Raw genomic sequence first — 24,974 nt, 5'->3', positions numbered from 1 at the left:
TACCTCACCACGCAATGAAAAAAAATCCGCGATGGCGCCACAGACCGCCTGTGGGAAAACGGTGGGAGCAAACCCGCTCCCACAGGGATATGTGGAGGGCGCGTCAACGCAACACAATCAGCCCTAACACGCTGTGCTGCTCAAATCCGAGCACGCCCTGCAACGAATTGAGCACGGCTTGCGGGTCCTGGCTGGGGAAACTGCCGCTGATTTTCCTGGCACCCAACTGGCTGTTGAGCAACACAATCTGCCCCGGGTAATAACGCCTGAGATCGGCCACGACATCAGCCAGCGGGGTTTTGTAATAGCTCAACCAGCCCGAGCGCCAGCCCAGACGGCTCTGGCTGTCAACGTGATGCACTGCATCGGTAACCCCAGCGTCGTAGGTGATTTGCTGATCGGCAGTAAGAATCTGCTGAGCCGAATCCTTGCCAGCCTTGACCCCTACCCGCCCGGACAACACCGTGACTTGCGCCCCGCCCGGTTGCAGGCGCACCTCAAATTCGGTGCCCAGGACCCGCGCTTCACCGCCGTCGGCATCTACCACAAAGGGCGCGCCGGTATGGGTGACGTGAAAGAAGGCCACGCCACGGCGCAATTGCACATGGCGTTCACCACCACTGAAGTTCACCGCAATGGCGCTGTCGGCATCCAGCGTGACCTGCGTTTGATCGGCCAGCACCACAGTGCGCACTTGCCCAGGCGCGCTCACATAGTCCGCGCCCAGATCGTCCACCCAGCGCGCCGGTTGCCAACCGGCAAATACACCGACCATCAGCAGCAGGCATGCAGCAATGGCCAACCCACCGGCCCAATGCCGCAGGCGACCGCGCCGGGATGTATCCATAGCCGACAGGTATCGCTGAAGGGCCAGCGACTCTTCGTTAGCCAGGGTACTGGCCGCCACTTCACTCAGCTCCCACACCACCTGCGCCTGGGCATAGGCCTCGGCATGGGCAGGGTCAGCCTGCAGCCAGCGACTGAAGGTGGCCTGATCGCCACTGTCGGGCCGGTCGTGCAGCACACTGAGCCAGTCCAACGCGGCACGCTCTTGCTCGGCTGTCACGGCAACTCTCGAATGGCGGTTCACAATGCTGTCCCTGATGGCGGCTCACGCAGACTGGCCTTGCAGGCCTCCAGGGCACGCATCATGTGTTTTTCGACAGCACTTTGCGACACGCCCATGACCTTGGCGATCTCTGCATAGGTGCGACCGTGAATACGGTTGAGCAAAAAGATATGCCGCGTGCGCTCGGGCAGGCTGCGCAATGCCGCCTCGACCTGGCGCAAGTCATTTCCGGCTTCAAGAGCGGCCTGGGGCTCGCAGCTTCTGGCGTCCGGTTCAGGCTGCCAGTGATGGCTGACCCGCTCGCGCGTACCTTCGCTGCGCAAATGGTCGATGGCGATATTGCCCGCACAGCGCAACAGATAGGTGCTCAGCTCTTCAACCTGCACCAACGGCCGCCGCCAAAACCGCAAAAACAAATCCTGCACCAGATCCGCGGCCGTAGCCCGGCAGCCCACGCGGCGGCTCACCAGCGCTTCCATCTGCGGACGTTGGCTAAGAAACACCTGCAGGAAATGCGCTCGTCCCTGGCGCGGTTCGCTGGTAGGGCCATCCTTGAGTTCGGGTGGGGTCATGGAGATCGATGCGCAGGCAAAAGGAAAGCGATACTAATGATAAATATTCTCATATGCAAAAGCAGATGACGGGCTGCGCGACCGCCCTTGATAAGTGGTGATTGCTCAATGCATAAAGCCACCCCTACAATGCGAACAATTCTTGTTCTCTAAAGCGTTATTCAGCGCAGCCGGAGTGGTCGTTGTCGCAGTCAAACACCGTCGAGGTTCTGTATCAGGACCACCACAGCTGGCTCACGGGCTGGTTGCGGCGCAAGCTCGGCTGCCCGCAGAATGCCGCCGACCTGGCCCAGGACACTTTCATGCGGCTGCTGACCGCCCGCGAAACCCCGCCCCCTGGCGAACCCCGGGCGTTTTTGACCGTGGTCGCCAAGCGCGTGCTGTTTAATCACTATCGCCGCCAGGATCTGGAGCGCGCCTACCTGCAGGCCCTGGCTGACCTGCCCGAACAGGTTGCCCCCAGTGAAGAAGAACGCGCAATCATTCTGCAAACCCTGATGGAGCTCGATCAATTGCTCGACGGCCTGCCTTCCCCGGTCAAACGGGCCTTTTTACTGGCTCAGGTCGATGGCCTGGGCTACGCCGAAATCGGCGCTCAACTGGGTATCTCGATTGCCACGGTCAAACGTCATTTGAGCAAGGCAGCCCTGCGTTGCTACTTCGCCCTGTGAACGGTGCCTTCAATGCACCGCCCGACATCGGCACGGCGGTGGCCGAGCAAGCAGTCAGCTGGCTGGTCGAAATGCAGGGCGGTGCGCTCAGTCCCAGGCGCCAGCAGGCCTGGGAGCAATGGTTACACGCCCATCCTGAACACCAGCGGGCGTGGGAGCATATCCAGCGCATCAACCAGCGCTTGCGCGGTTTGTCGTCGCCACTGGCCCATGCCGCCCTGAACGCGCCCAAAAGCAGCAGCCGCCGTCAGGCATTGAAGCTGTTGCTGCTTTTAGGCGCAGGCTCGGCATTGACCTGGGGCCTGCGCGAGCAGTTGCCCGTCAACCCGCTGCTGGCAGATTTCAGCACACCGGTAGGCCAGCGGCGCAACCTGCAGTTGCATGATGGCAGCCAGCTCCAGCTCAACACCGCCAGCGCGGTGGATGTGAAATTCGATGCCCAGCAACGAGTCATCCGCCTGCTCGAAGGCGAAATGCTGCTCACCGCCGCCCGGGATTCGCGGCCCTTGCAGGTGCTCACCGCCCACGGCAGCTTGCAGCCCCAGGGCGCCCGCCTGAATGTGCGCCAATTTGGCGAGCATACTGAAATCGCCGTATTCGATGGCCGGGTAGCGCTTATGCCAACAGCGCATACGGGTAGTGCATTGTGGGTTGAGCCGCACCAGCAACTGAGCTTCACCCGCCTGGCCTGGAACACCCCGCGCCCTCTGGATGCGGGGAGCGGTGCGTGGACCGACGGCATGCTGGTTGCTGCGCATATGCGCCTGGCGGATTTTCTCGTCGAACTGGGCCGCTATCGCCGGGGCCAGCTCAACTGCGACCCAAAAGTCGCCGACCTGCTGATCTCCGGCACCTACCCGGTGGACGACAGCGAACGCGTGCTGGACCTGCTTGCCGTCAGCTTGCCAGTGCGAATCAAGCGCTTTACCCGCTATTGGGTAACGGTTGAAGCGCGGGTGTAACGGCTCTGTGCAAACGGACGTGTTGTAGCAGCGAGCTTGTTGTGGGAGCGGGCTTGCTCGCGATGGCAACAACGCGGTCTGCCAGTCACACCACGGCGATCCAATCGCGAGCAAGCCCGCTCCCACAAAGGGTGTGCATTTTATTTTCAAAAAATGTGAGCTGATTTCGGATCTGGCGTGACAGAGAAGGTAAGCCACTTAGATTCTCATCCCCACAGGATCCCTCATGCCCGCTCAGCCCTTCCGCCTCACGTCCCTGGCCCGTTTGCTATTAGGTGCCAGTTTGAGTTTCAGCGTCCTGCCGATGGCATTTGCCGACGCCAAGGCTTACCACATCGCACCGTCATCGCTGGAAAACGCTCTCAACCAATTCGGACGCGAAGCCGGGGTGCTGATTTCGTTCAGCTCCGCCGCCGCCAGCGGTATTCAGAGCAAGGGCCTGGAAGGCACCTACGATCCAGAACAAGGCTTGCAGGCCCTGCTTGAAGGCACTGGCCTGCAAGCCCGCGCTGAAGGCCTGGGGGCATTCAGCCTGCAACCTGCAACCACCTCGACAGCTCCGGCAAGCATTGAGCTGGGCGCTTCCAGCGTGGTCGGTGACTGGCTCGGCGACGCGGCGCAAACCGATGTGTTCGAACACCCCGGCGCCCGTGACGTGATCCGCCGCGAAGAGTTCGAACGCCAGGGCGCCACCAGTGCCCGCGAAGTGCTCAACCGCATCCCTGGCGTCAACGCTCCGGAAAACAACGGCACCGGCAGCCATGACATGGCCCTGAACTTCGGTATCCGCGGGCTCAACCCGCGCCTGGCGACCCGTTCCACCGTGTTGATGGACGGCATTCCCGTGCCCTTCGCCCCCTACGGTCAGCCGCAGCTGTCGTTTGCCCCCATCAGCATGGGCAATATGGATGCGGTAGACGTAGTGCGTGGCGGCGGTGCCGTGCGGTATGGCCCGCAGAACGTCGGCGGTATCGTCAACTTCGTGACCCGCGCCATTCCTGACGAACCGACTGTAAAAGTTGGCCTGCAAACCGAAACCAGCCCATCGTCCACCCAGGATGGCTTCAAGAAAACCGCCAACCTGCTGGCCGGCGGCACCGCCGACAACGGCCTCGGCGGCGCCCTGCTGTATTCCGGCGTACGCGGCGGCGACTGGCGCCAGCATAGCGACACACGCATCGACGACCTGATCCTCAAGGGCAACTATCAGATCGACGAAGCCAACAGCCTGCACGCCATGGCCCAATACTACGATGGCGAGGCCGATATGCCCGGCGGCCTGAGCACCGCGGCCTACAAGGCTGACCCGTATCAGTCGACCCGCCCCAACGACAAGTTCTGGGGCCGTCGCACCCTGGTCAACTTTGGCTATCGCTACCAGGAAGATCGCCGTGAATTCACCGTCAACAGCTTCTTCACCAAGACCCTGCGCAGCGGGTATCTGGACCAGGGCAGCTTCCTCTCGCTGTCACCGCGGGAATATTGGGTGCGCGGGATCGAAACCCGTATAGCCCAGGGCTTTGATCTGGGCAACAGCAGCCACGAAGTGGGCGCAGGTTATCGTTATATCAACGAAGCCGGCCATGAGTTGCGCTACCGCACGCCGATTGCCGCCAATGAACTGCCCACCACCAACAGCCGCAATGACCGCGACACCCGTGGTGCCACCGAAGCCCATGCATTCTTTATCGACGACAAGATCGACATCGGCAAATGGACCTTCACTCCGGGCATTCGCTACGAAATGATTGAACAACAGCAAACCAACTTGCTGACCAACGTCAAATACAAGGGCGACTACAACACTCCGCTTCCCGCCCTGAACGTGATGTACCACGTGACCGACAGCTGGAATCTGTATGCCAATACCGAAGGCTCCTTCGGCAGCGTGCAGTACAGCCAGATGCCCAATCGCGTTACCGGCGGCGAGGTAAAACCGGAAAAAGCGCGCACCTGGGAAATTGGCACTCGCTACGACAATGGCAACCTGCGCGCGGAGATCGGCGCATTTCTGATCAACTTCAACAACCAGTACGACAGCAACCAAACCACCGACACGGTGATCGCACGGGGCAAGACCCGTCATCAGGGCATCGAGGCCAGCGTCAACTACGCGCTGGATGGCCTGAGCCCGGTACTGGCGGGTTTCGACGTATACGCCACCTATGCCTATGTTGACGCGACCATCCGCGAAGATGGGCCGAACAAAGGCAATCGTGTGCCGTTCTCCTCGAAAAACAAAGGCAGCATCGGCGTCGGCTATACCGAGGGGCCGTGGAAAGCCAACCTGGACAGCACCTTCCAGAGCAACCAGTTCGCCGACAACGCCAATACCCGCGCCGAAAGCGCTGACGGCAGCACCGGTTTGATCCCAGGCTATATGGTCTTCAACAGCCGTGTGGGCTATGACTTTGGCCACCAGCTGTCCGACCTTAACGTGGCTGTGGGGGTCAAAAATATCCTCAACCACGAGTATTACACCCGCTCGTTTGACGACAACAACAAGGGCAAATACGTGGGCGAGCCACGCACGCTCTATGTACAAACCTCTGTCGCATTTTGATTTAAATTGGCTAAAGCCCGCACACGCGGGCTTTTCCTACAGGCAAAGACTGACACCGGTCACGACTTGAAAGACTTCCTGAAAATAGTGCTTGAAATATTTGCTCATCGGCCCAAACACTGTAACTGAGCGATGACGATGAACCTTTGTACACCCAAGGCCGTCAGACCTCACACGAGCACGCTTATATAAGGGAAGAACTATGCTTACTCACGTCTTTTCCGATAAACACATCGACAGTGACAAACGCACCCAGGACTGGGTCACCGCTACTGTTGAAGTCACGCTCGAACGCCATTTGGAAGATCTGACCCGGGTCGAGGTCCATCTCAGTGATGAAAATGGCGGCAAGTCCGGTCCCAAGGACAAACGCTGCAAAATGGAGGCTCGACCTAAAGGACACCAGCCAATTCTCGTATCCCACGACGCTGATTCACTGACCCAGGCTGTGGAGGGTGCTGCTCAAAAACTGGAGCACGCTCTGGAGCACCTGTTCGGCAAGCTGCGTGGCAAACGTACAGTGACCCTCGCCCCGGAAGGGTTTGAGGCAAAAGAGCCAAAGCAGACCGCTGATGACTTGCTTGAAGAAGAGTTCCTGGAGAAAGAAAAGGAACTCGACAAGATCAGCTGATTGAACGTCAGTGAGGCACAAAAAAGGGCGGGCTTACCTTGGTAAGCCCGCCCTTTTTCATATGTAAAATCGACTTACAATTCCCCCTTCTCCACTTCCGGATGCTCGCCGGAACCGGCACCGGTCTTGCGATGAGGGTTCTCGATCTTCACCGACGGGAACTGCGAAGACGCATAGCGCACCACCAGAATGGCGAAGGCCAGCAACAGGATCGCCCCGGTCAGGTACACCACTCCCATGTCTGGCGGGTTGTGATGGGACACATTGGAAATCAGCAAGCGGGTCAGCGCCGTGATCGCCACATAAATCAGGAAGCGCACGGGCATGTGGTTGGTCTTGAAATAAATCCCGACCATTGCCCCCAGCTCGAGGTAGATAAACAGCAGCAGGATGTCATCAATCGTGATGTTGCCCTTCTCCACCATTCCCAGGAATTCCATCACCGCCGCCCAGGCAGTGACCGCGCCAATGGCAAACAATGCCAGGTAATGGAAGGTTTCGACGAACAGGTTGCCCATCGACTCGGCCAGTTCATGAACCTGGCGACGTAGCTTCTCAGCTTTGTTAACTCTCACGATGCAGCTCCTTGAATCGACTCGAACGGATCATCCGCGATGCGCATGACGCTTTTAACATGCAGAAAAAAGGCCATGTGGCAGCCTGATGCTGCTCACTTAAGATGATGGCGGGCGGCAATTAGACACGTCGGGCGCCCGCTGCGCCTATCAATTACAGCTAGAGTGAAAAAGCCGCTATTCAAATCCCGATGATTGGCTTATCCTTTTAGCTGTATATAAATACAGTAATCGCTAGATAATTTACGTGAAGGCATATGAGGTGGTAAATGGCCGTCGAAGTGGTATACCGCAGCAGCCGAGATCTGGAGCGTTTGTTCATGGATAAAGCCGAAGCTGACCGTCATGACAAAATGCTGGAACTGGCAGAGTTGCTGGCCGAAGTGTTGCAAAAAGCTGTGCCGTCCCTGAACGAGCAGCAAGTCGAAGAAGCCGGTATCTACATGGCGAAAAATCGCGATGTGTTTGCCAAGGCATTCAAGAGCCAGCCGGACGCCCTGTCCGAGTTGCTGGTCGACAGCGAGTAATCGCCCCCGGTTCTCGCTTGACTCTCCCCTACGGGGCAGCCTCTACCCTCAAAGGCCCCCTTTGAGGTTGGCGTCATGATGAGCAAGCGAGTACTGGTGATTCTCGGTCACCCCGGCACGAACAGTTTCTGTAGCGCACTGGCAGACAGCTACATAGCTGCCGCCAAGGATGCCAGCCATGAAGTACGCATCATGCGCCTGGGCGCCCTGCGCTTCGACCCGGTGCTGCGCGAAGGCTATCAGGAGGTCCAGGCACTGGAGCCTGACCTGCTCCACGCCCAGGCCAACATCCTCTGGGCCGAACACCTGGTGCTGGTCTACCCGATCTGGTGGGGCGGAATCCCCGCATTGCTCAAAGGCTTTTTCGATCGCATCCTGCTGCCCGGTTTTGCCTTTCAATACCGCAAGGGCAAGGCTTTCCCCGACAAGCTACTGAAAGGCCGCAGCGCGCACCTGCTGGTGACGATGGACACCCCGCCGTGGTACTACAGATGGGTGTACCGCATGCCGGGGTTGCATCAGATACGCAAAACCACACTGGCGTTCTGTGGCATAAAACCCACCGCCACCCTGACGTTTGGCCCCATCCTGAACGCCACGCCTCATCAAAGAGACGCCTGGCTTCTAGAGGCACGCAAGCTCGCCACTCGATAATTCGGCGGGCGGCGATTAAAAGGACTTTTCATGTACATCGGCAAAGCCGCCCAATTGTCGGGCACCACCGTCAAAAGCATTCGCCACTACGAAGAAATCGGCCTGTTACCTGCACCGCAACGCCGTGGCGCTTATCGCATCTACAGCGAGCAAAGCGTTGAACTGCTGACATTTATCAAATGCGCGCAACAGCTGGGCTTCAAGCTCAAGGAAATGCAGGCCATCCTTGATCAACACCGCGGCCAGACGCTGCCATGGGAGGTCGTGAGCAACGCCATCGCCCGCAAAAAACACGCCGTAATGAATCAGATCGAAGCGTTGCAACAGGTGCATGCGGGGTTGGAAGAGTTTGAAACACGCTTTGCCATGGAAGGCCCGGAACTGGACCTGGCCTGTGTTCAGTCCTTGGGGTACAACAATTGATGAGCCAGCTCGTCCGAAACCCGTGCCGGTGAACGCTTTTCGGCCTGGGCGTGAGCATAGATGCCGGTCAGGCGCTGACTGATCTGCAGCAACTGCTGGTTGATGGCCTCGGGGGCGGCACCTTCATGGGTCAGGGCCATATAGATCAGCCCGCCGGAATTGATGACGTAATCCGGGGCATACAAAATCCCCCGCCGCTCGAGCTGATCGGCCACTTGTAGATTGGTCAGCTGGTTATTGGCACACCCGGCCACAGCCGAGCAGCGCAGTTGCGCGACGCTGTGCCAGTTCAATACGCCGCCCAGACCACACGGCGCAAGGATATCGCAGGGTGTGCTGAGCAAGGCTTCGCAGGCAATCGGGTGCGCCCCCAGTTGTTCCATGGCCAGGCGCACTTTGCCGGGGTCGGTATCGCAGACCAGCAATTCGGCGCCCGCAGCATGCAGCTGTTCGGCCAGCGCGTAACCCACTTTGCCCAGGCCCTGCACCGCCACCCGCAAACCTTCGAGGTTGTCGCTACCCAATCGCGACGATGCGGTGCTGCGAATGCCGGCAAAAACCCCCATGGCCGTATGCGGCGAAGGATCCCCCGCAGCAGTGGTGCTGGTGACATGCCGGGTGTGCTGGGCAATGCAGTCCATATCGGCAGTGGAGGTGCCGCTGTCAATTGCCGTGATATAGCGCCCGTCCAGTTGGTCCACACAGCGACCAAAAGCCTCAAACAGCGCCGCGCGACTATCAACGTGGGCCGCACGCACCACCACCGCCTGCCCCCCTCCAACAGCCAGCCCTGCCAGCGCGGCTTTGTAGCTCATGTCTTGGGCCAGGCGGATGGCATCACCGACTGCACTTTCGTCATTGGGGTAAGCAAGATAACGACAGCCCCCCAGCGCTGGCCCCAGGCGAGTGTTGTGGATGGCTATCACGGCTTTAAGGCCTGTAACGGGGTCTACACTAAGGTGCAGCGACTCGAGCTGAGCGCTTTGCATAAGAGCAAACATCATCAGGCCCTCGAACGATTATGGGTAAACGCCAGTATAGGTGGCGCCAGAAAATTCGTTGAAGAGCTCAGGAATAAGCCTGCGCGGTTTTCAGGGTTTCGGACATATCCCGGCGGGATAGGGTTCTGTGGGAGCGGGCTTGCTCGCGATGCAGGCAATGCGGTTATTACGCAAGACCGCGTTGATTCGATCGCGAGCAAGCCCGCTCCCACACACAGAGTGAAGTCAGGCAGGCGTGTCAGGCTGATTGGCCGGATGCGCCAGGATAAAGGCCGGGTGTTGCTCAGCCAGCGCTGCCACTCGGGCAATGCGCGGGTACGCCGCCATTGGCACGCCAAAACGCTGCGCCGCGTACAGCTGAGGGATCAAATACACATCCGCCAACCCGGGCTGCGCGCCAAAGCAGTAACCTTCGTCACCGATCAACTGCTCGATGGCTGCCAGCCCTTGGCCGATCCAGTGACCGATCCACTCCACCACCTGCTCCTCATCCTGCCCCAACTGGCGCAGGCGATTGAGCACGCTGACGTTGTGCAACGGGTGGATATCACAAGCAACCAGAGCCGCTACCCCCCGTTCATGAGCGCGGGTGGCGAGGTCAGCGGACAGCAGCGCCACCTGGGGATAGCGCTCTTCAAGGTACTCGATGATTGCTGGCGACTGGGTCAAGACGCAGCCTTCATCGGTACGCAAGGCCGGCACGCGGCCCTGCGGGTTGATGGCCAGATACGCCGGCTGACGGTGTTCACCGCCAGCCGGTACGAGCAGATTGACCGGCACCGCCTGATAATCCAGCCCTTTCAGGGCCAGCGCGATACGCACCCGGTAAGACGAGGTTGAGCGGTAATAGGTGAAGAGTTCCATGACCCGCTCCTTTTAGCGCGCGGCAACAACCTTGCCCCGGCACTCGCCAAAACCGATGGAAGCATGGCCTTCACGGGCGCAGCGGGCACGCAGGATGATTTCGTCACCATCCTCCAGAAATTTACGCACTTCGCCTGAAGCCAGTTCTATCGGGTGTTTACCGCCCTCGGTGATTTCCAGCAGGCTGCCCAGTTGCGAACGGGCCGGGCCCGACAAGGTGCCCGAACCGAACAGGTCACCGGACTGCAACTGGCAGCCGTTGACGCTGTGGTGAGCCACCAGTTGGGCCGCGGTCCAGTACATGTTCAGGCTGTTGCTCAAGCCCAGACGATGGGCTGGCAGGTTCTGCTCACGCATCGCCTCGGTCAGCAGCAGCACTTCAAGTTCGATATCCAGCGCGCCATTGGCCTGATCCCTGGTATCGAGCAGGTAAGCCAGTGGCTGTGGATCACCCTCAGGACGGGCCGGTTGCGCGCGACGGAATGGTTCCAGCGCCTCGGCACTCACCACCCACGGCGAGATACTGGTTATAAAGCTTTTGGACAGAAACGGGCCCAGCGGCTGGTATTCCCAGGCCTGGATGTCCCGTGCCGACCAGTCATTGAGCAGGCAGAAGCCGGCAATGTGCTCTGCAGCTTCGCTGACCGGGATGGCATCGCCCATGTCATTGCCTTTGCCAACCCAGATGCCCAGTTCCAGTTCGTAGTCCAGGCGGGCGCACGGGCCAAAGGTTGGCTCGGTCTGCCCGGCAGGCAAGGTCTGGCCTTTAGGGCGCCGAACTTCGGCACCGGACGGGCGAATGGTCGAGGCGCGCCCGTGATAGCCAATCGGCACATACTTGTAGTTGGGCAGCAGCGGGTTGTCCGGGCGGAACAGCTTGCCGACGTTTTTGGCGTGCTCAATGCCCACATAAAAGTCGGTGTAGTCGCCGATTTTGGCCGGCAGGTGCATCTGGCAATCAGCTGCCAGTGGCAGCAGGCGGGAACCCTGGGCTTCGATTTTGCCGCGCAGGGAACTGCCCTCCCCCAGCAGTTCCTGCAAACGCTCGCGCAGGGCAACCCGGGCGCCCCGATCCAGGGCAAAGTAGCTATTCAACGCCCCGCCCAACGAAGCCTCTACGGCTATCTTGGCCTGACCTTCAAACAGCCCCGCTGCCAGCCCGGCTTCCAGGTCGAAAATGGCATCGCCAATAGCCACCCCGCTACGTGGCGCCGAGCCATCAATGCTGAAAATGCCCATGGGCAGGTTTTGCAGGGGGAAGTCGCTGTGGCCGTTGGCGGAGGCGATCCAGCTGCGGGTCAAAGTGGACTGGGTCATGGGTTATCTCCGGTTCGGGGTGAAGGTCACGGGCAGCGTGGCCCAGCAAGCGTCGTAGTTCGATTGCAGCTGCGGGCACTCCAGGGCGAACCGGCTGGGGCGCAACACCTGGCTGGTTTCGAACATAAAGGCCATGGTGTTTTCGATCTTGCTGGGTTGCAGCTCGGCCGCAATGGCTTTGGTACAGGTTTCGCCGTCCGGCCCGTGGGCGCTCATGCAGCTGTGCAGCGATGCACCGCCGGGCAGGAAGCCTTCGGCCTTGGCATCGTAACTGCCCTGGATCAGGCCCATGAATTCGTTCATCAGGTTGCGGTGGAACCAGGGTGGCCGGAAAGTGTTTTCAGCCACCATCCAGCGCGGCGGGAAAATCACGAAATCGAGGTTGGCCAGTCCCGGTACGCTGGTAGGCGAAGTCAAAACAGTAAAAATCGATGGATCGGGATGATCGAAGCTGACAGTGCCGATGGTGTTGAAGCGGCGCAGATCGTATTTGTACGGCACGTTGTTGCCATGCCAGGCCACTACGTTGAGCGGCGAATGATCCAGCTCGCAGCCCCACAACTCACCAAGAAATTTTTGCACCAGTTGCGTAGGGAGCGCACCGTCTTCGTAGTGGGCGAGCGGAGTCAGAAAGTCGCGAGGGTTGGCCAGGCCATTACTGCCAATCGGCCCCAGATCAGGCAGGCGCAGCGGTGCACCATGGTTCTCGGCAACATAGCCGCGGGCCTGCGGGTCAAGCAACTCGACACGAAACTTGAGACCGCGAGGAATGACCGCGATCTCCAGAGGCTGCAGATCCAGACGCCCCAGTTCGGTACAAATGCGCAAACGCCCCGACTCGGGAACCAGCAACATTTCGCCGTCGGCATTGAAAAACACCCGCTGCATCGAAGTATTGGCGCAGTAATGGTAAATGCTGATGCCCGAGGGTTTATCCGACCCGCCATTGGCCACCATGCCCACCAGGCCGTCGATAAAGTCCGTAGCCTCGGCAGGAATCGGCAGCGGGTTCCAGCGCAAGCGATTCGGCGTCACCGGGCCCAACGGGCCACCAGCCAGTTGCCGCTCCAGTTTGACGAACGCCGGATGGTTGGCTGACGGCTGGATGCGGTACATCCACGTACGCCGCGCCTCGCTGCGCACCATGGTGAACGCAGTTCCGGAAAACAATTCGGCGTACAGACCGTAGGGGGCTTTTTGCGGGGAGTTCTGACCCACCGGCAGGGCGCCGGGCAATGCTTCGCTGCTGAATTCGTTGCCAAACCCGGACAGATAGCCAAGACCTGACAAAGGCGAATCGACGTTCATGGAGCCTCCAGCATGGAGAAGGCAGATGACTGCGCCCTGCGCTGAAGGCATTTGCGCGTCGCTGCGTTATTTTTATCGTAATTCAATTACGCATAACGTAATTTGATTGGTAACAAGCGTCAAGCTATAAAGACGCCCATTCGTCCCGAGATATAAACACTTCCATGGAAAAGCCCCGCAGCAGCAACGACAGCACCGGCAAGCAAAAAGTGCGTTCGGCCGAGGTCGGCACTGACATCCTCAAGGCGCTGGCCGAGCTCTCACCCTCCACGTCGCTGTCGCGCCTGGCCGAACACGTGCAAATGCCCGCGAGCAAGGTGCATCGCTATTTACAGGCACTGATTGCCAGCGGGTTTGCCGAGCAAAATGTCGCCACTAATCATTACGGTTTGGGGCGCGAGGCGTTGCGTGTGGGACTGGCTGCGCTCAACAGCATGGATGTGCTCAAGGTCGCCAGCCTGCCCCTGGCCGAACTGCGCGACGACTTGAACGAAACCTGCTTTTTGGCGGTGTGGGGTAACCAGGGCGCGACCGTGGTGCATATCGAGCCGGCGGTGCGGGCGGTCACGGTGGTGACCCAGCTGGGCTCGGTATTGCCATTGCTGAGCTCATCCACGGGGCTGGTGTTCAACGCTTTTTTACCGGATCGCGAAACCGCCGACTTGCGCGAACTGGAGTTCAAGACTGATCAGGTGCATCCGCTGCAAACACCTGCAGCCTACGTCGCACTTTGCAGTCAAATCCGCCAGCGCGGCCTGCACTTCGTCCATGGCTTGCTGATGCCTGGCGTCGATGCCTTGTCGGCCCCGGTGTTCAATGCGACCGGTCAGGTGGCGGCCGTACTGACAGTGGTTGGTCCCACCTCCCTGTTCCACGCCGATGAAAACGGGCCCGCAGCCAAACGCTTGTTGGCCGCGAGCCAGGCCATCAGTTGGCGGATGGGTTATCAGCCAGCCTGACAGCTCATTGTTTTAGACCATCCACTCGTATTTGGCCTCATCGAGCAGGTCTTTCATCATCTGCTCGATGTCGGCCATGGACGGTTGATCCACTCGCAGGCTGTCATCGAATGTCCAGGACCGGGAAAACACCCCCGACTCCCAGTCATCATGGGCCTGCACAGCGCCCCACTCCAGCGTATCCACACCCAGGCCGAGCAGGCTCTGACTGTACGTCAGGGTCTGGTCAACGATGTTATTCACCGTATTGAGATAGATGCTTCTGCAATCCAGGCCCTGGGGCTGGAGTCGCTCGTCAAGAAACGAGCGCACACGCTCGATCACTTCTGCGCTGGGTTTGAGGCTGAAGTTGTTGATCGGCGATGCGGGTTTTTCATTACGGGTCATGGTGAACCTCCTGTCAGTGCTCCAGGCCCATCCGGCGTCGTGCACGGTTCAAGTCGACCTGGAGAGTCCGTGTGAAGGCTCATTCAACACCGGGACGACAGCAGGTGTGCGGCACATAGTTACCGCACAAGGACTGTTGCCGTAGCTGTAATACAGATTGTCCCAAACCGGGCTTACTCCGCTGCGGGCCAGCCCTTAAGCTTGCCGGACTTCGCAACACGGACACGCATCGAGTCGCATCGACTCTGCTCTCCCCGATTTACCCTGACGTTGATTTGTAGCTCCTTGATGAACGTCTTCCTTGGCCGCTGTTTTACAGCGGCCTTTTTTATGGTGCCCGCTCCCACGGGGTATGTGGCGGGTTTAAGAACTAGAACACCATCGCCAGCAACGGCGCGGCAAACAGGTTAAGGATGCCGGTCAGCACCATCACCAGCCCTGCTACCGAGCCTTCCTCACTGCCCACTTCGCGGGCACGGCTGACCCCTGCGCCATGAGCGCCGATACCAAACAGGGCGCCCCGGGCCAGACTGCTGCGCAGCGGCAACCACTTGAGCAAAATACCGCCCAGCAACGCGCCAAACACACCGGTGAACATTACAAACACCGCCGTGAGCTCAGGTACGCCACCCAGATCCTGTGCCAGCGGCATGGCAAACGGTGTGGTGATGGAGCGCGGCACCAGCGACATGGTCAATGAGGTGTCCAGCGCCAGCGCCCGGGCCAGCCAGAACGAACTGCCAATGGACGCCGCGCTGCCCGCCAGCATCCCCAGCAGCAACGCCACCCAGTGACGGGCCAGTAAATTGCGTTGCTGCCAGATCGGTACGGCAAAGGCCACCGTTACCGGCCCCAGAACCAGCATCAGCCAGTGGGTATTGCTTGAGTATTCAGCATAGGCAGTGTGCAACGGCACGGCCACGGCTAGCAGCAAGGCCGGTACCAGGATCAGCGGAGACAACAGGTATCGCCCGGTACGCCGGTACAGCCAGCGGCTGAAGGCGTAGGTCAACAGCGTGAACAGCAGCCAGAACATGGGCATCAGTTCAAACTTCATGACGCATCCTCCAGCGGCACACCGCTTCCACCGTAAACGCCGTCACCACCATCACCAGCAAGGTACTCACGCCAATGACCAACAGGATGCGCCAACCTTCATCACGCACGATTACACCGTAATCAAGCAGGCTCATGAGTGCAGGGATGAAAAACAACAGCATTTCGGCCATCAACACACCGGCCCCCAATTGCAGGGTCGCCGGTCTGACCCAGCCCAGGGCAAACGCCAGCAACAGCAGCGCCATGCCCACCACCCCGCCCGGGATCGGCAAGTGCCCCCAGGTTGCCAGCTGGCAGCCCAGAAAATACAGCGCCAACAAAACGGCCAGTTCACTGACCAACCGACCCAGGCGTTTTACATCGAAGCGTTTCATGTTGTTTCCATTTCAGACAGGTTTCCAGTTTAAAGAGCCTGCTAACATCCCGGAAACGAATTGTCAGACTTGTAGCCATTCCAAAATGGAATCACGCCAATGGAATTCAAACACCTGCGCACCTTTGTCGAAGTCGCCCGCCAGGGCGGTTTTACCCCCGCCTCCCACAGCTTGCATATCAGCCAGTCAGCGGTGAGCAAACAAGTGGCGCAGCTCGAGCACAGCCTCGGTACACCGCTGTTCGACCGCCTGGGTTCTCAGGTGCGGCTGACGGCAGCGGGCAATGTGGTGTTGCAGCGGGCCGAAGGCATGCTGCGCTTGCATCGGGAGTTGTTGAGCGAGCTGGACGACTTGAGCCAGATGACCCGGGGGGAACTGCGGGTGGGCCTGCCGCTGCTGGGCAGCAACACCCTGTTTGCCGGGCTGTTTGCCGAATACCGTCGACGCTACCCGAATATCCGGGTGCAGTTGCTCGAAGAAGGCAGCTTGAATATCGAACAGGCCGTTTTGAGCGGCGAACTGGAGCTGGGCGGCAGCCTGACCCCGAATAATCCCGCGTTTGCTTATCAGCCGTTTTGTGACGAGCCGCTGGATGTTCTGCTCCCGGCCGATCATCCACTGGCCGAGGGGCCCGGCGTAAGACTTGAGCAATTGGCTGATACGCCCTTTTTGCTCTACCAGCGCAGCTTTGTGCTCAACGATCGGGTGCTCAAAGCCTGCCAGCAGTCAGGCTTTACCCCCAACGAAGGCGGGCGCAGTGGCCAGGCGGATTTTCTGGTGGCATTGGTGGCTGCAGGCCAGGGCGTAGTGTTGCTGCCCAGTGTGGTCGCCCGCGGGCTGGTGCGCCCCGGGGTGGTGCGGCTCAAACTGCTCGCACCGGATGACTTGCGCTGGGATATCGCGTTTATCTGGCGTGATGGCGCGTATCTGTCACGGGCAGCCCAGGCCTGGCTTGAGCTGCTGCGTGAACGCCCGGTTACGGCTTCAGTGTTTTGATCAGTTCTGCAATCCACGGCTCGGAGTCTTCCTCCGGAGTCACCGTGACGCTGGAGTCCAAACGCAGCATCGGCAGCACTTCACGCACGCCAAGCTCGGCAAACAGTTCGCGCATTTGCTCACCACCGCCACAAAACGTGTCACCGTAACTTTCATCACCCAGGGCAATCACTGCCCCAGGCAGCCCGCGCCAGGCGCCTGGCAACTGGTCACGGATGGCGCTGTACAGTGGCACGAGATTGTCCGGCAGCTCGCCCATGCCCGTGGTCGAGGTCACCGCCAGCAGCGCTTCGGGAGCAAACGCCTGGAGATCGGCCAAAGTGGCGCGGGTATTGAGCAAAACCTCAAAACCGGCATCGGTCAGCAGTTGTTTCGCATTGCGGGCGACTTCTTCAGCGGTGCCGTACACCGAGCCGGAAAGGATGGCGACTTTCATCAATCTGATCCTGTAGCTGACTAAAAGCCTGGGATATTAACAGGTCTGGCAGCGATGCCTTACCATGCGCCCATCTGTATGCCTCTCTGGAGAACCACTCAATGATCAACGCCCGTTTATTACAACGCATGGTGGACGCGTCCCAGGACGGCATTGTCGTTGCCGAACAAGAAGGTGAAGACAACATCCTGATTTATGCAAACAACGCCTTTGAAACCCTCACCGGCTACAGCCGCGACGACATCCTCTATCAGGACTGCCGCTTCTTGCAGGCCGGCGACCGTGACCAGCAGGGCCTGCAATTGATCCGCGAGGCGATTGCCAGCGGTCAGCCCACCCGCCAGATCCTGCGCAACTACCGCAAGGACGGCACGCACTTCTGGAATGAACTGTCGATCACGCCGGTGTTTAACGAAAACGACAAGCTGACATACTTTATTGGCGTGCAAAAAGACGTCACCTTGCAGGTAAAGGCCCAGCAGCGGGTCGCCCAGCTCGAAGCCCGACTGGCCTCGGTTCGGGCTGAACTGCAGGCGCTCAAGGCGACGAGCGGATTAAACAAAACGTAGAAATTACGGTCTGATAGTCGCTGTGACGATTTTTCAGACACCTTTTCGAGCTTTATCCATGTCGCACGATGCCCTTTTGACTCAGGACGAACTGGATTTCATCCAAACGATGCACCAAAACCCGCTGTTGAATAAACGGGATGCTTCGTCGAGCCTGATGGTCAACGGGATGTCGCAAATCCGCGATTTGCTGACACGCCTTGCCGCCCATGAACAGGTCACCATCCAGGCACAAATTGCCAATCAGCAAATGAGTTTTCCGCTGCGCCTGGTTGAAGACGAATTCCATGCCCAGCATCTGCAACTCGGCGCCCCGAGCATCTTCGAAGACGGGCCAAAGGCGCGCCCCTGGCGCCTGTCACTGGCCGAGCCGGTGCCGCTGGAAAATATCCGCGGCAAGGCAGGTCATCTGTGGGTAACCGAACTGTCATTCAAAGGCGTGCTGATTGAAATGCGTCACGACAGCCAGCCGCCACGCCAGTTTGCACAGTGGTTCAGCCCCGATGGATATGAGCGGATCAACCTGCGCGGCACCCTGGAGCGCAAAACGGAAACGGGCCTTTATGCCTACCGCCTAAGCCAGAGCGACAAGGGCGAAACCGAGCATCTGCGCCAGTACATCCTGCAACAACACCGCCTGGCGCACCCGGGCCTGCACGTCTGATCAACCGCCCGGCGTTGCCTTGAGTTCAGCATCCAGACGTTGATTGATCAGGCGTGACACACTCCCCAGGCAAGCGATGGATGAGTTCGCCAAGGCCTCCTGAACCACATCCGAGGCCTCACCTGCCAACGACACCGAGCAATTCAGGGTCTGTGCCAGGCGTGTCAGCCTGCGCTGGTGGGCCGTGTTCAATGCATGGTTGGCAAACAGCACAACGGCCCGGGGCTCCAGCTTCTGGCAAACCAGTGACAACTCTTCCAATGGCTGACCTATGGCCACAACCCTGACCACGCGGTCATTACGGGTCAGCAGCAAGCCCGCCACCAGCAACTCCAGCTCGCGGCACAACTCAGGCATCGCCACCACCAGCACGCACGGGCGGGCAACAGCGGCCTGCAATTGAAGGCGATGCTGTACCCGACCGCGCAAGAAGCCGTCCAGCAGCAGCCATTCACTGGTACGGCCAAAAGTATCCCGGGTCCCAAGCAGTTGCTGCCACAGCGGCAGGAAAATCCCCTGAAACACAACGTCAATCGGGTAGCTGGAGAAAATCTGCCCGTAAAGACGCTCCAATTCGGGTTCGTTAAAGTCCGTGAGGGCGCTGCCAATACGGGTTTGCCAGTAGCGGTACTCACTGCTGGCGGGTGCCGGGACATCGACGGAACTGTTGCTTGCTAGCAATTGCGCGACTTTGCTGACAGAAACCCCACGCTCAAGCCAGCCCATGACCTGACGAATCGTTCCAATATCGCTCACGGAATACAGACGATGCCCACTTTCGGTGCGTTTTGGTTCGATCAACCCATAGCGGCGCTCCCAGGCACGCAGGGTTACCGGGTTGATTCCCGTCAGCCTGGCCACTTCCCGGATCGGATACAGACCCTGGCAATCATCAGCCTGGGCAATGGGCTCGAGTTCAGTAATCACAGGCATCGGCAGGGCAACAATCAGAAAGGGTGACTGGATTCTACCCGTCAATCCAGACCCTGTGGGAGCGGGCTTGCTCGCGGTGCAGGCCACGCGGTCTGTCAGGTGAGCGCGGTGATGCCCGCTCCCACAAACGGCGCTGTGTGTATTCAGGAACAATCCTTGCTTGTTTTTACGGACATGGCCCACCACCCCGGCGCCGTGTTTTGTGATTGCCCTACCCGGGCAGCATCAGCCTCATGGAGATACACAATGTCTACCTCCCCTGTCACATTGATGGTTGCGCGCCGTGTCGCCAAAGGCCGCTACCAGGAACTGATCGCCTGGCTGCACGAAGGCGAACAGCTGGCCACGGACTTTGCCGGCTACCTGGGCTCGGGCGTTCTGGCGCCGCCACCGGGCGACGACGAATTTCAAATCATCTTCCGCTTTGCCGACGAATCCACCTTGCATGCCTGGGAGCACTCCGTCTCGCGCAAGGCCTGGTTGCTGCGTGGCAGCGACCTGTTCGCCAACCCTTCCGAGCACCGGGTCAGCGGCATCGACGGCTGGTTCGGCAATACCGGGCAAAGACCGCCCCGCTGGAAGCAGGCAGTCGCCATCTGGCTGGCGTTCTTCCCGGTCTCACTCCTGTTCAACTTTGTATGCGCCCCCTTGCTCGGCGAGTTAGCCCTGTTGCCACGGGTACTGGTCAGTACCCTGGCCCTGACGCCGCTGATGGTTTACCTGTTTATTCCACTCTCTACCCACTTGCTGGCAGGTTGGCTGCACAGCACCCCAGGCAAACCCCTGCGCAGCGCTATCGCGACACCGCGCCACTAATCTCGGGCTTGGCCGTCAGGTCGCGGACACTGGTATAGTTTTGCCAATGCGCCGCGACTGTTTCCGGCTTTTGTGCACCGAGTACGTCATGCCCACTTCTACCGCACCGATTCTGATCACTGGCGCAGGCCAGCGCGTTGGCCTGCATTGTGCGCAGCAGCTGCTGGCCGACGGCTATCCGGTGATGTTCACCTATCGCAGTGAAAAACCCGGCGTGCAAATTCTCCGCGAACTGGGTGCCATTGCGCTGTTTGCCGACTTTTCGACCGAAGCCGGCATTCTCGATTTTATCGAACGGCTGAAAATACACACCGACAGCTTGCGGGCGATTGTCCACAACGCCTCGGCCTGGCTGGAAGAAACCCCACAGACAGAAACCAGCGCCTTTTTGCACATGTTCAGCGTGCATATGCTCGCGCCATATCTGATCAACCTGCATTGCAGCGAGCTGCTCAAACGCTCGAACCCTGCAGATATTGTGCATATCAGCGATGATGTAACACGCAAGGGCAGCAGCAAGCATATGGCCTATTGCGCAACCAAAGCCGGGCTCGACAGCCTGACCCTGTCATTCGCGGCTAAACTGGCGCCACAGATCAAAGTCAACGGTATCGCCCCGGCCTTGCTGATGTTCAACCCCGACGACGATGCGGAGTACCGCACCCAAGCGCTGGCCAAATCCGTGCTGGGCATCGAGCCCGGCGCCGAGGTGATTTACCGCAGCCTGCGCTATCTGCTGGACAACCCGTATGTGACCGGCACCACCCTGACCGTCAACGGCGGCCGGCATTTAAAATAATGCCGCCCCGCGAGGAAGTACTTAGATGAGCGCATCACTGCCTGAGCATTACCGCGAGATTCTTATTGGTTTAGGCGAAGACCCTGAGCGCGAAGGCCTGCTCGACACCCCCAAACGCGCCGCCAAAGCCATGCAATACCTGTGTCATGGCTACGAGCAGAGCGTGGAGAAAATCGTCAACGGCGCCCTCTTCGCCTCTGACAGTGACGAAATGGTGATCGTGGCCAATATCGAGCTGTACTCATTGTGCGAGCATCACCTGCTGCCCTTTATCGGCAAGGCCCATGTGGCCTATATACCGACGGGCAAGGTACTGGGGCTGTCGAAAATCGCCCGCATTGTCGACATGTTTGCCCGGCGCCTGCAGATCCAGGAAAACCTCACCCGGGAAATCGCGGACGCCATCGAAAGCGTCACCCAGGCTGCCGGTGTGGCCGTGGTGATCGAAGCCCAGCATATGTGCATGATGATGCGCGGCGTAGAAAAACAGAATTCGACCATGAACACCTCGGTCATGCTCGGCGCCTTCCGCGAACCGAGCACCCGCATGGAGTTCTTGCAACTGATTGGACGGAGCAAGTCGTAATGCCACAACTTCAGCCAGGAATGGCCCGTATTCGCGTCAAGGACTTGTGCCTGCGTACCTATATCGGCATCAATGAGGAAGAAATCCTCAACAAGCAGGATGTGTTGATCAACCTCACCATCCTCTACGCGGCGCAGGAGGCGGTGCGCGATAACGATATCGACCACGCGCTCAATTACCGCACCATCACCAAGGCCGTGATCCAGCACGTCGAAGAGAACCGCTTCGCCCTGCTTGAGCGCCTGACCCAGGAGTTGCTGGATCTGGTGATGGCCAACGACGCGGTACTGTATGCCGAAGTCGAAGTCGACAAACCGCACGCGCTGCGCTTTGCCGAATCGGTGTCGATTACACTGGCGGCGAGCCGTCAGACTGCAACCTCATAACCCCGGTGAACCCCATGACACCTCAAGAACAGCTTGAACTGGAGGCAGCCGCCTTTCGCCGCCTTGTCGCGCACCTGGACAGCCGCAAGGACGTGCAAAACATAGACCTGATGAACCTCTCGGGTTTTTGCCGCAATTGCCTGTCCAAGTGGTACAAGGCCGCAGCAGACGAGCGCCAGATCGCCATCAGCCTCGATGATGCACGCGAAGTGGTCTACGGCATGCCGTATGCCGAGTGGAAAGCCCAGTACCAGAAAGAAGCCAGCGCCGAACAGACGGCGGCGTTCACCCAAGGAAAAAAGCATGACTGATTTGAACACCCTGCGCGCCAGCCTCAACAGCGGCGAGCACGTTTTTGCCGATACCCTGGCGTTTATTGGCGCGCACTACGATTACCAGCCTCAGAGCTTCATCAACGGCGGTGTGGAAAACGCTGCAGGGCAAAATGAAGGTTCGTGCAAGACCCTGGGCCTGGCCCTGCTGGAAGGTTTGAGCGACCAGGAAACCCTGCTGGCTTTCGGCGAACACTACCGCTCGGTACTGGCTACGCCTGAAGGCACAGACCACAGCAACATTCGCGCACTGATTGCCCACGGCCTGGCCGGGGTCAAGTTCGAAGCCCAGCCGCTTACGCGCAAAGCTTAATACTGCAACTCATCGTGGGAGCGGGCTTGCTCGCGATGCAGGCGCCGATTTTTTTCAGTTACACCGCTGCGATCCCATCGCGAGCAAGCCCGCTCCCACAGGGCAGACACAAAAAAACCGGCCAAGGCCGGTTTTTTTGTTGAGGCAGGCTATCAGAACTGGGCGTTCTGCAGGCCGTCCAGGTAGCGCTCGGTGTCCAGCGCTGCCATGCAACCGGCGCCAGCCGAGGTGATGGCCTGACGATAAACGTGGTCCGCCACGTCGCCCGCAGCAAACACGCCTTCAACGCTGGTCGCAGTAGCGTTGCCTTCACGGCCGCCCTGCACAACCATGTAGCCGTCTTTAAGCTCAAGCTGGCCTTCGAACAACGAAGTGTTCGGTGTGTGGCCGATGGCGATAAATACGCCATCGACTTTCAGCTCGTCAAAGCTGCCGTCGTTGTTCTTCAGGCGCGCACCGGTCACACCCATGTTGTCGCCCAGCACTTCGTCCAGGGTCGCGTTCAGCTTGAGTTCGATCTTGCCTTCAGCAACACGGGCGTGCAGCTTGTCGATCAGGATCTTCTCGGCGCGGAAGGTTTCACGACGGTGAACCAGGGTTACTTTACTGGCGATATTGGCCAGGTACAGGGCCTCTTCAACCGCGGTGTTACCACCACCCACTACGGCAACAGGCTTGTTGCGGTAGAAGAAACCGTCACAGGTCGCACAGGCAGAAACGCCTTTGCCCATGAATGCTTCTTCCGACGGCAAGCCCAGATAACGGGCGCTGGCGCCGGTAGCGATGATCAGTGCGTCGCAGGTGAACGTACCGCTGTCACCCTTGAGGGTGAACGGACGATTTTTCAGGTCCACTTCATTGATGTGGTCGAAAATGATTTCCGTCTCGAAACGCTCGGCATGCTCACGCATGCGTTCCATCAAGGCCGGGCCGGTCAGGCCGTGAACATCACCGGGCCAGTTGTCGACTTCGGTGGTGGTGGTCAGTTGACCGCCAGCCTGCATGCCCGTGATCAGCAGTGGTTTGAGGTTGGCGCGGGCCGCATAGACAGCGGCGCTGTAACCGGCAGGGCCGGAACCCAGAATAATCACACGCGAATGACGTACTTCAGACATGACTCACTCCTATGACCGCCCGCATTGAAACCGGGTCGGAACGCCGCTTTACCGGCTGGAATAAAAAGAAACCTTAAACCTGCCCAGGCTATGCCTGCAACGCGCAGATCCTGAAAAATATGGGTGAAGCATATAGAGGCCGCAGAGAGTAAGGAAATACGCATTAACAATCCAGCTCATAGCAGGTCTCTATGTAGTCGAAGTCGATTTTAGACGGCTTTGTTACAGTTATTGTCGATACTGCGACAAGGCTTTCGTCCTGCGGACAAAGCCGCTAAGGTCGCCCGGTTTTCCACTGTTCGGAGCACGCTATGCCCGCCCCTGTTCTCTCTGGCCCGCAGTACCTGCGTGAAGGCCTTAAGTTGATCCTCAGCCCTGGCTTGCGCCTGTTCGTGCTGCTGCCGTTACTGATCAATCTGGTGCTGTTCGTCGGATTGATTTATTTCGCCGGGCATCAGTTCAGCCTCTGGGTCGATACCTTGATGCCGACCCTGCCCAACTGGCTCGGTTTCCTCAACTACGTGTTGTGGCCACTGTTCGTGGTGCTGGTGGCGTTGATGGTGTTTTTCACCTTCACCATGCTGGCCAACATCATCGCCGCGCCATTTAACGGTTTTCTCTCGGAGAAGGTCGAAGCCGTGGTGCGCGGGGTCGATAATTCGCCACCTTTCAGCTGGGGCGAACTGGCCGCCATGGTGCCGCGCACCCTGGCCCGTGAAATGCGCAAGCTGGGCTACTTTCTGCCGCGGGCCATTGCCCTGCTGATCCTCTCGTTTATTCCGGTGCTCAACCTGATCGCGGCACCGCTGTGGCTGCTGTTCGGGATCTGGATGATGGCCATCCAGTACATCGACTACCCGGCCGACAACCACAAGCTGGGCTGGAACGAGATGCTCGCCTGGCTGCGCGAAAAACGCTGGCAGAGCATGAGTTTTGGCGGCATCGTCTATCTGGTGCTGCTGATCCCGGTGGTCAATATCCTGATGATGCCCGCAGCCGTTGCCGGTGCAACCCTGTTCTGGGTGCGCGAGCGTGGCGATGAAGCGCTGGCAGCCGCCAACCGCAGCCGCTGACTTCATCATTCCATCATCACCGTGACACATTGACGTCATG

31 protein-coding genes are annotated in these 24,974 nt (G+C 59.2%); 18 read left to right on the top strand and 13 right to left on the bottom strand.

Annotated elements, in window-relative coordinates:
* Positions 1-103 precede the first annotated feature (103 nt).
* Together PPTH39_RS11725 and PPTH39_RS11720 are read right to left on the bottom strand one after the other, a co-directional pair.
* Positions 104-1,090: a FecR family protein gene (locus tag PPTH39_RS11725; RefSeq protein WP_416068815.1), complete on the bottom strand. Its 987-nt coding sequence runs from the start codon at positions 1,088-1,090 to the stop codon at positions 104-106.
* Positions 1,087-1,641 carry an RNA polymerase sigma factor gene (locus PPTH39_RS11720; protein WP_095018221.1) on the bottom strand — a complete coding sequence of 185 codons (555 nt, stop codon included), beginning with the start codon at positions 1,639-1,641 and terminating at the stop codon, positions 1,087-1,089. The genes PPTH39_RS11725 and PPTH39_RS11720 overlap by 4 nt, the downstream gene beginning before the upstream one ends.
* A 182-nt stretch (positions 1,642-1,823) precedes the next feature.
* On the opposite strand from PPTH39_RS11720, the gene PPTH39_RS11715 reads away from it, so the two are divergent.
* The 4 genes from PPTH39_RS11715 (at position 1,824) to PPTH39_RS11700 (ending at position 6,468) form a co-directional block, all read left to right on the top strand.
* On the top strand, positions 1,824-2,312 hold the full coding sequence (locus PPTH39_RS11715) for a sigma-70 family RNA polymerase sigma factor (RefSeq protein WP_095001186.1): 489 nt from the start codon (positions 1,824-1,826) through the stop codon (positions 2,310-2,312).
* Complete coding sequence (locus tag PPTH39_RS11710) at positions 2,309-3,274, top strand: FecR domain-containing protein (protein WP_130872124.1); 966 nt, start codon at positions 2,309-2,311, stop codon at positions 3,272-3,274. The genes PPTH39_RS11715 and PPTH39_RS11710 overlap by 4 nt, the downstream gene beginning before the upstream one ends.
* A 226-nt stretch (positions 3,275-3,500) precedes the next feature.
* A complete protein-coding gene (gene fecA / locus PPTH39_RS11705) occupies positions 3,501-5,837 on the top strand; it encodes a TonB-dependent Fe(3+) dicitrate receptor FecA (RefSeq protein WP_130871993.1) in 2,337 nt (778 codons plus the stop codon).
* Positions 5,838-6,039: 202 nt separating this feature from the next.
* Complete coding sequence (locus PPTH39_RS11700; protein WP_095001183.1) at positions 6,040-6,468, top strand: HPF/RaiA family ribosome-associated protein; 429 nt, start codon at positions 6,040-6,042, stop codon at positions 6,466-6,468.
* Positions 6,469-6,542: 74 nt separating this feature from the next.
* Here PPTH39_RS11700 and PPTH39_RS11695 read toward each other — a convergent pair whose 3' ends face one another.
* Positions 6,543-7,043: a phosphate-starvation-inducible protein PsiE gene (locus PPTH39_RS11695; protein ID WP_016781843.1), complete on the bottom strand. Its 501-nt coding sequence runs from the start codon at positions 7,041-7,043 to the stop codon at positions 6,543-6,545.
* 269 nt (positions 7,044-7,312) lie between these two features.
* On the opposite strand from PPTH39_RS11695, the gene PPTH39_RS11690 reads away from it, so the two are divergent.
* From PPTH39_RS11690 to PPTH39_RS11680, 3 genes are all read left to right on the top strand, one after another.
* A complete protein-coding gene (locus tag PPTH39_RS11690) occupies positions 7,313-7,570 on the top strand; it encodes a YebG family protein (RefSeq protein WP_016781842.1) in 258 nt (85 codons plus the stop codon).
* Between the two features lie 78 nt (positions 7,571-7,648).
* A complete protein-coding gene (locus PPTH39_RS11685) occupies positions 7,649-8,224 on the top strand; it encodes an NAD(P)H-dependent oxidoreductase (RefSeq protein ID WP_095001390.1) in 576 nt (191 codons plus the stop codon).
* A 30-nt stretch (positions 8,225-8,254) separates the two neighbouring features.
* Complete coding sequence (locus PPTH39_RS11680; RefSeq protein WP_095018224.1) at positions 8,255-8,647, top strand: MerR family transcriptional regulator; 393 nt, start codon at positions 8,255-8,257, stop codon at positions 8,645-8,647.
* Here the strand turns inward: PPTH39_RS11680 and PPTH39_RS11675 are convergent.
* The 4 genes from PPTH39_RS11675 to hmgA all read right to left on the bottom strand — a co-directional run bounded on the left by PPTH39_RS11675 (position 8,623) and on the right by hmgA (position 13,137).
* Positions 8,623-9,648 carry a Leu/Phe/Val dehydrogenase gene (locus tag PPTH39_RS11675; protein WP_095018259.1) on the bottom strand — a complete coding sequence of 342 codons (1,026 nt, stop codon included), beginning with the start codon at positions 9,646-9,648 and terminating at the stop codon, positions 8,623-8,625. The two genes, PPTH39_RS11680 and PPTH39_RS11675, sit on opposite strands and share 25 nt — an antisense overlap.
* Before the next feature lie 225 nt (positions 9,649-9,873).
* Positions 9,874-10,512, bottom strand: coding sequence for a maleylacetoacetate isomerase (maiA, locus tag PPTH39_RS11670; RefSeq protein ID WP_095001181.1), 639 nt, complete (start codon positions 10,510-10,512; stop codon positions 9,874-9,876).
* Positions 10,513-10,524: 12 nt separating this feature from the next.
* Positions 10,525-11,829 carry a fumarylacetoacetase gene (gene fahA, locus PPTH39_RS11665; protein WP_130871992.1) on the bottom strand — a complete coding sequence of 435 codons (1,305 nt, stop codon included), beginning with the start codon at positions 11,827-11,829 and terminating at the stop codon, positions 10,525-10,527.
* A gap of 3 nt (positions 11,830-11,832) precedes the next feature.
* Positions 11,833-13,137 carry a homogentisate 1,2-dioxygenase gene (gene hmgA, locus PPTH39_RS11660; RefSeq protein ID WP_095018226.1) on the bottom strand — a complete coding sequence of 435 codons (1,305 nt, stop codon included), beginning with the start codon at positions 13,135-13,137 and terminating at the stop codon, positions 11,833-11,835.
* 164 nt (positions 13,138-13,301) lie between these two features.
* Here hmgA and PPTH39_RS11655 point away from each other — a divergent pair, with 164 nt between their 5' ends.
* Positions 13,302-14,096 carry an IclR family transcriptional regulator gene (locus tag PPTH39_RS11655; RefSeq protein ID WP_095001178.1) on the top strand — a complete coding sequence of 265 codons (795 nt, stop codon included), beginning with the start codon at positions 13,302-13,304 and terminating at the stop codon, positions 14,094-14,096.
* 12 nt (positions 14,097-14,108) lie between these two features.
* On the opposite strand, the gene PPTH39_RS11650 is transcribed toward PPTH39_RS11655, so the two are convergent.
* The 3 genes from PPTH39_RS11650 to PPTH39_RS11640 form a co-directional block, all read right to left on the bottom strand.
* The gene (locus tag PPTH39_RS11650; RefSeq protein ID WP_095018228.1) at positions 14,109-14,483 is read right to left on the bottom strand and encodes a hypothetical protein; all 375 of its coding nucleotides are present in this window, start codon (positions 14,481-14,483) and stop codon (positions 14,109-14,111) included.
* Between the two features lie 370 nt (positions 14,484-14,853).
* The gene (locus PPTH39_RS11645; protein WP_095023067.1) at positions 14,854-15,540 is read right to left on the bottom strand and encodes an LrgB family protein; all 687 of its coding nucleotides are present in this window, start codon (positions 15,538-15,540) and stop codon (positions 14,854-14,856) included.
* Positions 15,530-15,916 carry a CidA/LrgA family protein gene (locus PPTH39_RS11640; protein ID WP_095001174.1) on the bottom strand — a complete coding sequence of 129 codons (387 nt, stop codon included), beginning with the start codon at positions 15,914-15,916 and terminating at the stop codon, positions 15,530-15,532. The genes PPTH39_RS11645 and PPTH39_RS11640 overlap by 11 nt, the downstream gene beginning before the upstream one ends.
* Before the next feature lie 99 nt (positions 15,917-16,015).
* Here PPTH39_RS11640 and PPTH39_RS11635 point away from each other — a divergent pair, with 99 nt between their 5' ends.
* On the top strand, positions 16,016-16,912 hold the full coding sequence (locus PPTH39_RS11635) for a LysR family transcriptional regulator (RefSeq protein WP_095001173.1): 897 nt from the start codon (positions 16,016-16,018) through the stop codon (positions 16,910-16,912).
* Here PPTH39_RS11635 and PPTH39_RS11630 read toward each other — a convergent pair.
* On the bottom strand, positions 16,893-17,348 hold the full coding sequence (locus PPTH39_RS11630) for a flavodoxin (RefSeq protein ID WP_095001172.1): 456 nt from the start codon (positions 17,346-17,348) through the stop codon (positions 16,893-16,895). The two genes, PPTH39_RS11635 and PPTH39_RS11630, sit on opposite strands and share 20 nt — an antisense overlap.
* A gap of 101 nt (positions 17,349-17,449) precedes the next feature.
* Here PPTH39_RS11630 and PPTH39_RS11625 point away from each other — a divergent pair, with 101 nt between their 5' ends.
* Positions 17,450-17,917, top strand: coding sequence for a PAS domain-containing protein (locus tag PPTH39_RS11625; RefSeq protein WP_130871991.1), 468 nt, complete (start codon positions 17,450-17,452; stop codon positions 17,915-17,917).
* A gap of 58 nt (positions 17,918-17,975) precedes the next feature.
* The gene (locus PPTH39_RS11620; protein ID WP_095018230.1) at positions 17,976-18,581 is read left to right on the top strand and encodes a hypothetical protein; all 606 of its coding nucleotides are present in this window, start codon (positions 17,976-17,978) and stop codon (positions 18,579-18,581) included.
* Here the strand turns inward: PPTH39_RS11620 and PPTH39_RS11615 are convergent, their stop codons facing one another.
* A complete protein-coding gene (locus PPTH39_RS11615; RefSeq protein ID WP_095031463.1) occupies positions 18,582-19,514 on the bottom strand; it encodes a MerR family transcriptional regulator in 933 nt (310 codons plus the stop codon).
* Positions 19,515-19,760: 246 nt separating this feature from the next.
* Between PPTH39_RS11615 and PPTH39_RS11610 the strand changes: the two genes are divergently transcribed.
* The 6 genes from PPTH39_RS11610 (at position 19,761) to PPTH39_RS11585 (ending at position 22,746) form a co-directional block, all read left to right on the top strand.
* The gene (locus PPTH39_RS11610) at positions 19,761-20,330 is read left to right on the top strand and encodes a putative antibiotic biosynthesis monooxygenase (RefSeq protein WP_095001168.1); all 570 of its coding nucleotides are present in this window, start codon (positions 19,761-19,763) and stop codon (positions 20,328-20,330) included.
* 88 nt (positions 20,331-20,418) lie between these two features.
* The gene (gene folM / locus PPTH39_RS11605; RefSeq protein WP_095031462.1) at positions 20,419-21,129 is read left to right on the top strand and encodes a dihydromonapterin reductase; all 711 of its coding nucleotides are present in this window, start codon (positions 20,419-20,421) and stop codon (positions 21,127-21,129) included.
* Between the two features lie 25 nt (positions 21,130-21,154).
* Entirely contained in the window at positions 21,155-21,715 is a 561-nt protein-coding gene (folE, locus tag PPTH39_RS11600; protein ID WP_095001166.1) for a GTP cyclohydrolase I FolE, read from the top strand.
* A complete protein-coding gene (gene folX / locus PPTH39_RS11595) occupies positions 21,715-22,101 on the top strand; it encodes a dihydroneopterin triphosphate 2'-epimerase (RefSeq protein ID WP_095001165.1) in 387 nt (128 codons plus the stop codon). The genes folE and folX overlap by 1 nt, the downstream gene beginning before the upstream one ends.
* 14 nt (positions 22,102-22,115) lie before the next feature.
* On the top strand, positions 22,116-22,412 hold the full coding sequence (locus tag PPTH39_RS11590) for a DUF1244 domain-containing protein (protein WP_095018232.1): 297 nt from the start codon (positions 22,116-22,118) through the stop codon (positions 22,410-22,412).
* Positions 22,405-22,746: a HopJ type III effector protein gene (locus PPTH39_RS11585; RefSeq protein WP_095018233.1), complete on the top strand. Its 342-nt coding sequence runs from the start codon at positions 22,405-22,407 to the stop codon at positions 22,744-22,746. The genes PPTH39_RS11590 and PPTH39_RS11585 overlap by 8 nt, the downstream gene beginning before the upstream one ends.
* Positions 22,747-22,898: 152 nt before the next feature.
* Here PPTH39_RS11585 and trxB read toward each other — a convergent pair whose 3' ends face one another.
* A complete protein-coding gene (trxB, locus tag PPTH39_RS11575; protein ID WP_016781820.1) occupies positions 22,899-23,861 on the bottom strand; it encodes a thioredoxin-disulfide reductase in 963 nt (320 codons plus the stop codon).
* 311 nt (positions 23,862-24,172) lie between these two features.
* Between trxB and cysZ the strand changes: the two genes are divergently transcribed.
* Positions 24,173-24,934 (top strand): sulfate transporter CysZ, encoded by a 762-nt coding sequence (gene cysZ / locus PPTH39_RS11565; RefSeq protein WP_095001162.1) that lies wholly within the window; start codon positions 24,173-24,175, stop codon positions 24,932-24,934.
* The last annotated feature ends 40 nt before the right edge of the window (positions 24,935-24,974 follow it).

Origin of the sequence: Pseudomonas bubulae (assembly GCF_900618535.1) — a bacterium.
In the GTDB taxonomy this organism is placed as follows: Bacteria; Pseudomonadota; Gammaproteobacteria; order Pseudomonadales; family Pseudomonadaceae; genus Aquipseudomonas; species Aquipseudomonas bubulae.
This window is presented reverse-complemented; position numbering and strand designations above follow the sequence as displayed.

Coding starts and splice junctions, on each gene's coding strand:
- folX (WP_095001165.1), top strand. CDS start 21,715: ATGCCACAACTTCAGCCAGGAATGGCCCGTATTCGCGTCAAGGACTTG.
- PPTH39_RS11625 (WP_130871991.1), top strand. CDS start 17,450: ATGATCAACGCCCGTTTATTACAACGCATGGTGGACGCGTCCCAGGAC.
- PPTH39_RS11610 (WP_095001168.1), top strand. CDS start 19,761: ATGTCTACCTCCCCTGTCACATTGATGGTTGCGCGCCGTGTCGCCAAA.
- PPTH39_RS11640 (WP_095001174.1), bottom strand. CDS start 15,916: ATGAAACGCTTCGATGTAAAACGCCTGGGTCGGTTGGTCAGTGAACTG.
- PPTH39_RS11690 (WP_016781842.1), top strand. CDS start 7,313: ATGGCCGTCGAAGTGGTATACCGCAGCAGCCGAGATCTGGAGCGTTTG.
- PPTH39_RS11700 (WP_095001183.1), top strand. CDS start 6,040: ATGCTTACTCACGTCTTTTCCGATAAACACATCGACAGTGACAAACGC.
- PPTH39_RS11720 (WP_095018221.1), bottom strand. CDS start 1,641: ATGACCCCACCCGAACTCAAGGATGGCCCTACCAGCGAACCGCGCCAG.
- PPTH39_RS11590 (WP_095018232.1), top strand. CDS start 22,116: ATGACACCTCAAGAACAGCTTGAACTGGAGGCAGCCGCCTTTCGCCGC.
- PPTH39_RS11635 (WP_095001173.1), top strand. CDS start 16,016: ATGGAATTCAAACACCTGCGCACCTTTGTCGAAGTCGCCCGCCAGGGC.
- PPTH39_RS11685 (WP_095001390.1), top strand. CDS start 7,649: ATGAGCAAGCGAGTACTGGTGATTCTCGGTCACCCCGGCACGAACAGT.
- PPTH39_RS11630 (WP_095001172.1), bottom strand. CDS start 17,348: ATGAAAGTCGCCATCCTTTCCGGCTCGGTGTACGGCACCGCTGAAGAA.
- folM (WP_095031462.1), top strand. CDS start 20,419: ATGCCCACTTCTACCGCACCGATTCTGATCACTGGCGCAGGCCAGCGC.
- PPTH39_RS11645 (WP_095023067.1), bottom strand. CDS start 15,540: ATGAAGTTTGAACTGATGCCCATGTTCTGGCTGCTGTTCACGCTGTTG.
- maiA (WP_095001181.1), bottom strand. CDS start 10,512: ATGGAACTCTTCACCTATTACCGCTCAACCTCGTCTTACCGGGTGCGT.
- folE (WP_095001166.1), top strand. CDS start 21,155: ATGAGCGCATCACTGCCTGAGCATTACCGCGAGATTCTTATTGGTTTA.
- fecA (WP_130871993.1), top strand. CDS start 3,501: ATGCCCGCTCAGCCCTTCCGCCTCACGTCCCTGGCCCGTTTGCTATTA.
- PPTH39_RS11650 (WP_095018228.1), bottom strand. CDS start 14,483: ATGACCCGTAATGAAAAACCCGCATCGCCGATCAACAACTTCAGCCTC.
- PPTH39_RS11680 (WP_095018224.1), top strand. CDS start 8,255: ATGTACATCGGCAAAGCCGCCCAATTGTCGGGCACCACCGTCAAAAGC.
- PPTH39_RS11615 (WP_095031463.1), bottom strand. CDS start 19,514: ATGCCTGTGATTACTGAACTCGAGCCCATTGCCCAGGCTGATGATTGC.
- trxB (WP_016781820.1), bottom strand. CDS start 23,861: ATGTCTGAAGTACGTCATTCGCGTGTGATTATTCTGGGTTCCGGCCCT.
- PPTH39_RS11655 (WP_095001178.1), top strand. CDS start 13,302: ATGGAAAAGCCCCGCAGCAGCAACGACAGCACCGGCAAGCAAAAAGTG.
- hmgA (WP_095018226.1), bottom strand. CDS start 13,137: ATGAACGTCGATTCGCCTTTGTCAGGTCTTGGCTATCTGTCCGGGTTT.
- PPTH39_RS11620 (WP_095018230.1), top strand. CDS start 17,976: ATGTCGCACGATGCCCTTTTGACTCAGGACGAACTGGATTTCATCCAA.
- PPTH39_RS11675 (WP_095018259.1), bottom strand. CDS start 9,648: ATGTTTGCTCTTATGCAAAGCGCTCAGCTCGAGTCGCTGCACCTTAGT.
- fahA (WP_130871992.1), bottom strand. CDS start 11,829: ATGACCCAGTCCACTTTGACCCGCAGCTGGATCGCCTCCGCCAACGGC.
- PPTH39_RS11585 (WP_095018233.1), top strand. CDS start 22,405: ATGACTGATTTGAACACCCTGCGCGCCAGCCTCAACAGCGGCGAGCAC.
- cysZ (WP_095001162.1), top strand. CDS start 24,173: ATGCCCGCCCCTGTTCTCTCTGGCCCGCAGTACCTGCGTGAAGGCCTT.